The organism is Chitinophaga sp., assembly GCF_035564935.1.
Taxonomy (GTDB): domain Bacteria; phylum Bacteroidota; class Bacteroidia; order Chitinophagales; family Chitinophagaceae; genus Chitinophaga.
In genome coordinates, this window is the sequence record NZ_DATMTE010000935.1 from 1 (window position 1) to 2257 (window position 2257).

2 protein-coding genes are annotated in these 2257 nt (G+C 45.9%); both read left to right on the forward strand.

The genetic code is table 11. The features are described 5' to 3' along the window. The coding region (locus VN105_RS24365; RefSeq protein WP_325645139.1) for a fatty acid desaturase at positions 1 to 774 on the forward strand (774 nt) is incomplete at its 5' end. Between the two features lie 262 nt (positions 775 to 1036). Beyond that, positions 1037 to 2257: beta-ketoacyl-ACP synthase II (gene fabF / locus VN105_RS24370; RefSeq protein WP_325645141.1), on the forward strand; the 1221-nt coding region annotated here is incomplete at its 3' end.

Here is a 2257-nt window from a genome sequence, read left to right on the forward strand (position 1 = left end):
TACCAGTTCTGGAATAATTACCTGCCATGGGCTATAGGGCCGCTATTCGGACAAACACCCGAATCATACTATTCCCATCATATAGGTATGCATCACCCGGAAAACAATATGCCGGACGACGACAGCTCCACAATGGTATACCAGCGCGATTCCCTCCGCAGCTTTCTCTTATACCTGTTCAACTTCGTTACGTTAGGGGTATATGATACCGCCCGCTATCATCTCCGGAAAAAAAGAAATAAGTTAATGGTAAAACTGGTAAGGGGCGAAGTACTTTTCATTGCGGCCTGTGTTGGATTATCATTCATTAATTTCCCGGCCACCTTCGTGGTATTTATACTGCCCTTTATCATTTCCCGTGTCATTATGATGGTGGGTAACTGGGCGCAACATGCTTTCATCGATGCCGGGGAACCAGATAACTGTTATAAAAACAGTATTACCTGTATCAATACAAAATATAACCACAAATGCTGGAACGATGGCTATCATATCAGCCACCATGTAAAACCCAGCATGCACTGGACAGAGCACCCTGTATACTTCACCAAAACCCTGGGCGAATATATCAGCAACGACGCCATTGTATTTGATGGCATCCATTTTCTGCATGTATGGGCCTACCTGATGGGTAAACGCTACGACCTGCTGGCAAAACACTTTGTAAATATTGGCGACCGTTACCAGACCGACGCTGAAATCATTGACTTCCTGAAGCAGCGTACCCGTAAAATCACTGCGCTACCTGTATCTGAAGTGGTGGCTGCCGCCTGATAATATATTACCCTTATTGCATAATACTTATATTTTCGCGGGTTACAATTCCCTTGCATTCTCCCCTTTTTTCATATAAAAATGTGGAGGAAAAAGTAAGAGGACTGTCAGATCCTGCACCGTCATGCGCGCAAATGCACTCCCACAGGCGGTTTCATCGCAAATCTCCAAAAGTTATATTATATTATCTTAATGAATATGCTTATTCATAACAATAAGTAACTAAATTTGCGCTCTAACTTTTTTTATTAAAGTAAAAAATATGCGTACTGTTACACTGAAAAGGGTTGTGGTTACCGGATTGGGAGCATTAACACCTATCGGGAATGATGTAAATACTTTTTGGAACAATATGAAGGCAGGCGTTAGCGGCGCCGGCCCCATCACTAAATTTGACACCACAGAGTTTAAAACAAAATTCGCCTGTGAAGTCAAAGGTTTTGATGTGGAAAAATATATGGAAAAGAAGGAAGCCCGCAAAATGGATTGCTTCACACAGTACGCTATGGCGGCTGCACAGGAAGCAGTACAGGATGCCGGTCTTGATAGTGCTGCCATCGATAAAACAAAAATCGGTGTGATCTGGGCATCCGGCAATGGCGGGATGCTTACGTTCGAAGAACAGATCGTAGAATTTACGCAGCAAAACTTTGTGCCTAAATTCAACCCGTTCTTTATTCCGAAATTAATCTGCGACATTGCCGCAGGTCAGATAGCGATGAAATACGGTTTCATGGGTATCAATTTCTGTACAGTGTCTGCATGCGCTTCTTCTACCAGCGCCCTGGTGGATGCCTTCAATTATATCCGCCTGGGTAAAGCCAACGCTATTGTAGCAGGTGGTTCTGAAGCTCCTGTAACCCGCGCCGGTATTGCAGGATTCAATGCCCTTAAAGCATTATCTACCCGTAATGAAGATGCGGAACACGCTTCCCGTCCCTTCGATATAGAACGCGATGGCTTTGTAATGGGTGAAGGCGCAGGCGCTATCATCCTGGAAGAATATGAACATGCCATTGCCAGGGGCGCTACTATTTACGGAGAAATGATCGGCGGCGCTATGACCTGCGATGCCTACCACCTTACTGCTACCCACCCTGAAGGTATGGGTGCCCGCTTAGGTATGGAACAGGCCCTGGAAGATGCAGGTATTGCTACCACCGATGTGGATTATATCAACTCGCACACCACTTCCACTCCTGTAGGAGATCTCAGCGAACTAAAAGCCATCGTAACCGCTTTTGGCGACCATGTCCAAAAACTCAATATCAGCGCTACCAAATCCATGACAGGTCACCTGCTTGGAGCTGCCGGCGCCATTGAAGCCATTGCATGTATCAAAGCCACCCAGGAAGATATCATTCCTCCCACCATCAACACTTCCGTGCTGGGTGAAGGAATCCCTACCAACCTGAACCTCACGCTCGGTAAAGCCCAGCAGCGTACTGTAAACGTAGCAATGAGCAATACCTTCGGTTTTGGC